Raw genomic sequence first — 6,000 nt, 5'->3', positions numbered from 1 at the left:
GAGTCCTGTACTTTTCACGATACTCAGTTTGACAGCATTGAGGTCAATGGACCTGGGCAATATTTTTATCTAGGCAAAGATAAAACCTGTAGTCTGCTCCCTCATCCCAATAATGCCCAGCAAACACTATGGCAAGTTGAACTCTATAACCAACAAGATTTAGTGACTTGCCATTTTATTATCGACTCAGCCCATACCGTTCAAGGCGATATGCAAGATTTCTCCAGCCTCACAGGGAAATTGCAGCGTACTTTACATCAAATTCATACCGAGCAAGGGCGCTCGCTGCTGAGGATAATCACTCTATCCCCTAACATCACTCAGGCGGTAGATTGCAATTACTTTGGTGAGCGCAACGGGATAACGCGCCAGCTCAATGCCTTAGGTGTACTGCAATTTGAGGGGCATTTCGTTAATGACCAACAACTTGGCCGCCAAACTTGGTACGACCATGAAGGAAAAATCAATCAAGTCGAAGAACGCCAGCTCGATGGTATGTTACTCACCTACTACCATAGTAATGGTCAGATAAGGGAAACCGCAGAAAAGGATAGCGAAGGCAATTATATCAATCAGTTAAAACGCTATTATGAATCTGGCAATCTATGGCTGACGCGCCCAATGGTGGCAAATCACATCCACGGAATTGAGTATATGTACTATGAGGATGGCAAGCTGCAAGCCGAATTAACCCATGATATGGGTCAGCCTGTTAACGAACTTTGGTATCATCCCAATGGCAATCTTAAGCAAGAAGTCCACTTCAATCACGTGGGCAAACACATTGAAACTTACTATGAAGACGGCCAACTAGCGTGGCGAGTACAACTCAATTCACAGGGGGTAAATGAAGGCCTACGTCAAGAATGGCATCCCAATGGCGTGCTCGCCAAACAGCTCAATTTTAGTAACGGTATCGCCCATGGCAACAGTGAACAATGGTATCCCAATGGGCAGTTAGAACAGTGCATTCCCTTTGAAAATGGCCATGAGCAGGGCCTTGCCACTTGGTACCATGAAAATGGCCAACTCGCCCTTGAAATCTACCTTGAAAAGGGCTTAAGAGAAGGATTATTTCGCAGTTACTATGAAAGCGGTGTCCTATCTGCCGAAGGTCAATATCGACATAATCTCTCAATTGCGCCCTTTATTGAATACTATGAAAACCAACAAATTCAAATGTATTTGCCCCATACCCAAGGCAATCGTGATGGCACAGCACGCTGGTTTTATGAAGATGGCACCATCCGCACTATTACAGAATATGTCGTTCGAGAGGGACAGGGTTATCTCAAACAAAGTAGCGCCTACAACAAGCAGGGCATCCTTGAATCCTTTGAGAGCCACTCAAATACTCGCTGCGGCTATCATCTTGAGAATAATCAAAGGCAATACTATCAAGAAGGCACTCCTGATACTCGGATAGAATACTATCAAGATGGGACAATTCGTTGGTTGTTGACTCGCTTAGAAGGGGAACGATACAGCTCAAAATCCTTTTCTGAACAAGGCAAACTCATCGAAACGGGTTTTATCACCTATATCGATGGTGATTACCTTGATGTCGGCCATTGGCAACGATTTACGCCTCAAGGGCAACTGTATCGTGAAGCGTGGCTCAGCGACGATGGTAAGCTCAATGAAAGCCGCCATTATTTTGATGGCGCAGAGGATACACAGGAACAAACTGCAACAATTCAAGCTGGTGCTGATGAAACTCACTTGAATCTTACAGAAGTGACTTCAACTGGAGCAGACACTGCAAGCTGGCAGCAAGCAAAACAACCCGCTCCTATCCTCTCTTATCATTTAAAATTTGACCCAGATAGCCAACTCTACGCCATGAAGCGCTATCACCCCAACAGCCAAATCGCTGAGGAGGGTAACCTACACTTCCAAGGAGAAGAGCAATTTTGGGTTGGCATCCATAATCAATATGATGAGCAAGGTCGAATCACACTATCAGAAACTTACACTATGAGCGGAAAACCGATAGAACAGTCTAACGACCTAAACTACCGAGTATTAAATTGATTGGATATAAGCAAGCACACCTGCTTGCTTATAATAGCTTGATATAAAAGTATTAAATCAAAAGACTACAGTGCGAAAGTGGCGATAGTCTTTTGGATCCCGACCACATCGGTGCCGCGCTTAAGCTCTTTTACCAGTGGCTCACTTCGACCTGAAATCCAAATTCTTAGCTCGGCATCCATATCGAAATGGCCTGTAGTTTCCACTTCAAAATGGGTGATGGATTTATAGGGCACGGAGTGATAGCTGGTCTTTTGGCCCGTGAGCCCTTGCTTATCAATTAAGATCAAGCGCTTATTGGTAAAAACAAACAGATCACGGACCACTTTATAGGCCAGCTTTAATTCTTCCTGAATCCCCATGATTGGGCGCAGCTCTTCGGCCAGCTCCTGTAAATTCACCTCAGAAGCATTTCCGAGCAACCCATCTAATAGTCCCATGCTGACATCCTTTATTATTAAAATTTTTCAATAAAGTATCCTTTCAGTAACCCATAGGCAACAATGAGAAAGCTGAGCAGCTGAAAAACAATAAAAAAGGGAGCATTGAATGCTCAATGCTCCCTTGCTATCAAGGCATTAATTAAAGCGCTTTTTGGCCGCGAACCTGACGGTTTTCACCGACAACAAGCATCTCGCACTTAGGGCAATCAAATACTAACTTAAGTACATCGTTACCGATTTCGAGCACCATAGGATCGGCCTTTATTCCCGGCACTTCCTTAGGACAAAGATTAAAGTTAAATCTCAGGCAGTGCTTAGTCACCATCAAAGGCACGTCTTCAGTCACGCCGTTTTTCTCGTAGGTATCTTGAATTTCAATCACGCCATGGCGCTGATAAAAATCCTTCGCCTTTTCGTTTGCCACGTTACCTAAGTAACTTAAGTGTTTGAATGGATACACGGCATCTTGATTATATTTCCAAGGTTTTGGGCGCTGGTAACCTTCAACACGGGCAAGTTCTAATGCCGCTACCGCATCACGGCGCAGGCCGTTAAGGGTTGAAGCAGGCAGGAACCAAGGCTGAGCAGTTTCGATACTAATCTGGCGCGCCGTAAAATCGGTACTGCCAAGCTTCGATAATTGTGTACGAATCGTCTGCAAGGTTTTTTCAGCGTCGGTGGCGGGCGTCTTTTCAACTTCCAACTCAACCGTAGCACTGAGGCCGTAGATATCGGTTAAAGTCAGCGCTACGCCCCTGGCGGTATCGGTTAAACGCATATCTACGCCGATAATTCGCTTGGCCGACTCTTTCGCTAACAAGGCTTCAAATGCCTGATTATGGTTACGGTATAAAGTCATACCAACACGTAAATCCCGTGGAACTTGTAACACATGCAGCTTATGGCCTTCGGCGCGGTTTACCCGTAAACCTTGCAACTTGTCGTCGGACTGCTTTGCCATCGCATAATTGGGTGGAAAATACGCTAACCCATCACCGTTATTAAATTCGTGGGTTGAACTGACTTGAATAAAATCCTTACCAAGAGCAACCACTTTACCCACATCTTGGCCAATATATTTGGGCGAGCGAAAATCTTTAATCCCTTGGCTACGCTCATGGACAAAATAGTCGGTGCTGCCACGATTAAAGGTTTTTTCGGGATCTGGGGTAAACGTATGCTCAGTACGGCCATGGGATGAAGCCACAAACTCAGGGCGACGCGCCATAATGGCATCGAGTTTTTGGCGATAATGAGCAGTCACGTTTTTTACATAACTTAAATCTTTTAAACGCCCCTCAATTTTGAAGGAGCGAACACCGGCATCAATCAAAGCTTCGAGGTTATCGGTTTGGTTATTATCTTTTAATGAGAGTAAGTGCTCGTTTTGCGCCAACACATCCCCTTGGCGGGTCTTAAGATTGCCCGGCAGACGACACATTTGCGAACATTCGCCGCGGTTAGCACTGCGATTACTAAAGGCATGGCTTAAGTTACATAATCCACTGTAGGCCACACACAGGGCGCCGTGGATAAAGAACTCAATCTGCATATTGGTATGAGCCGCAACCTCACGGATTTGGCTTAAGCCCAACTCGCGCGCCAGTACCACCTGCGAGAATCCCACTTGCTCTAAGAAGGCAACTTTTTCGGGATTACGGTTGTCCATTTGCGTACTGGCGTGCAGCGCAATCGGCGGCAGGTTAAGCTGTAAAACCCCCATATCCTGCACAATCAGCGCATCGGCGCCCGCGTTATACACATCCCAAATCAGTTTTTCTGCGGTTTCGAGCTCATCGTCCATCAGAATCGTATTGAGGGCGACAAACACTTGCGCATGATACTTGTGTGCAAAAGCACATAGGCGAGCGATATCTTCCACACTGTTACCCGCCGTTGCACGCGCCCCAAATGCTGGACCACCGATATAAACCGCATCGGCACCATGGCGAATGGCTTCAATACCATAATCGGCATTTTTTGCTGGCGCCAATAACTCTAGACGGTTATTAACGTGAGAAAGTGTCTCAGGGGTGTAAATCTCTGGCTGGCTCATACTTCACAGGCTCAAAATGAACAATAACGAAAAAGGTGACGAGTATAACAAAAACTCAAATCCAGCTCTATCTGCAAATCATTTTTCGCTGGATTAAAGCGAGGCGAACTCAGGAGGAGAGACAACAAACTTGCACCCCAGAGCCTAGCGGAGTATCTTTGCCGCGCATTATTGAATAGGCGCGATTATGACTGATTTTATTTACCAACCACCAACAACTCCCCGGCTCGATGTGCTTTACCAAGATAAAGACATTATCGTCGTCAACAAGCCTTCGGGGTTGTTATCAGTGCCTGGTCGCGATCCCGCCCATTACGACAGTGTGTACGCCCGAGTAAAAGCTGAGCATCCGCATTGCCAAATCGTCCATCGCCTTGATATGGCGACCTCAGGTGTAATAGTGGTTGCGCTCATTCGTAGCGCCGAACGCGAATTAAAACGCCAGTTTCATGATAGAGAAACCAGCAAAACCTATCTCGCCAGAGTCGCCGGCCATGTCAAAAACGATACAGGTAGCGTAGATTATCCGCTGATCTGCGACTGGCCCAATCGCCCAAAACAGAAAGTTGACCACGACATTGGCAAGCCATCATTGACCCATTTTGAAGTGTTAAGCCGTGCCAAGCGCTCGACGCTGGTTAAACTCAAGCCGATTACTGGGCGCTCACACCAACTCAGAGTACATATGATGGCACTCGGCCATCCTATCCTAGGCGATGGCTTTTACGCCGATCCACTGGCCAAATCCTTAGCACCGAGATTATTACTCCACGCCGCAGAGCTTACGATCAAACACCCATATACGGGTGAACCTATGACATTCAGCGCTAATGCCTCCTTTTGCAAACCAGAAGGTGAGCAATGATCACTAAAAACAATTAAAAAACGCAAAAGCAGTAGCCATTCCCTATAAAAAAACGTAACTTTATGACAATTCATTATGTTATAGAGAGTTTATTTATGGAAACCGCATTTCAGCGTGATCAGCTAGATAACCATATCCTCGAAGCCTTAATGCAAGACGCGCGCACACCTTTTGCCGAACTTGCCAAACGTTTCGGCGTGAGTGCGGGTACCATTCATGTGCGTGTCGAGAAAATGAAACAAGCGGGGATTATCACGGGTGCCCAGATCACCATCAATCCCAAGGCACTGGGTTACGATGTCTGCTGTTTTATTGGAATTAATCTCAAAAGTGCTGGCGACTACCCCGCCGCCATCGCCAAGCTAAACGCCCTAGAAGAAGTGGTTGAAGCCTACTATACCACTGGCAACTACAGCATTTTTGTCAAAGTCATGTGCCAATCCATCGATGGCCTGCAACATGTGCTGATTAACCGCATCCAATCAATCGACGAAATTCAATCGACTGAAACCCTGATCAGCCTGCAAAACCCGATTACACGGGCAGTAAAGCCTTAATCAACCCACGAATATAAAGCTCAACAAACAGAACGATATATTGCA

General features: G+C 46.1%; 5 protein-coding genes. 3 read left to right on the top strand and 2 right to left on the bottom strand.

Annotated features, from left to right (window positions below; genetic code table 11):
• On the top strand, positions 1-2,034 hold a 2,034-nt coding region (locus tag L976_RS19570; protein ID WP_047540775.1), incomplete at its 5' end, for a toxin-antitoxin system YwqK family antitoxin.
• 65 nt (positions 2,035-2,099) lie between these two features.
• Here L976_RS19570 and L976_RS19565 read toward each other — a convergent pair.
• Positions 2,100-2,474: a PH domain-containing protein gene (locus L976_RS19565; RefSeq protein ID WP_037421824.1), complete on the bottom strand. Its 375-nt coding sequence runs from the start codon at positions 2,472-2,474 to the stop codon at positions 2,100-2,102.
• A 142-nt stretch (positions 2,475-2,616) separates the two neighbouring features.
• On the bottom strand, positions 2,617-4,533 hold the full coding sequence (locus tag L976_RS19560) for a peptidase U32 family protein (RefSeq protein WP_047539475.1): 1,917 nt from the start codon (positions 4,531-4,533) through the stop codon (positions 2,617-2,619).
• Between the two features lie 187 nt (positions 4,534-4,720).
• Between L976_RS19560 and rluA the strand changes: the two genes are divergently transcribed.
• Together rluA and asnC are read left to right on the top strand one after the other, a co-directional pair.
• Positions 4,721-5,398: a bifunctional tRNA pseudouridine(32) synthase/23S rRNA pseudouridine(746) synthase RluA gene (gene rluA, locus L976_RS19555; protein ID WP_047539472.1), complete on the top strand. Its 678-nt coding sequence runs from the start codon at positions 4,721-4,723 to the stop codon at positions 5,396-5,398.
• Between the two features lie 95 nt (positions 5,399-5,493).
• Positions 5,494-5,955, top strand: a complete 462-nt coding sequence (gene asnC, locus L976_RS19550; protein ID WP_011073571.1) for a transcriptional regulator AsnC — start codon at positions 5,494-5,496, stop codon at positions 5,953-5,955.
• The last annotated feature ends 45 nt before the right edge of the window (positions 5,956-6,000 follow it).

Source organism: Shewanella sp. ZOR0012, from assembly GCF_000798835.1.
In the GTDB taxonomy this organism is placed as follows: Bacteria; Pseudomonadota; Gammaproteobacteria; order Enterobacterales; family Shewanellaceae; genus Shewanella; species Shewanella xiamenensis.
This window is presented reverse-complemented; position numbering and strand designations above follow the sequence as displayed.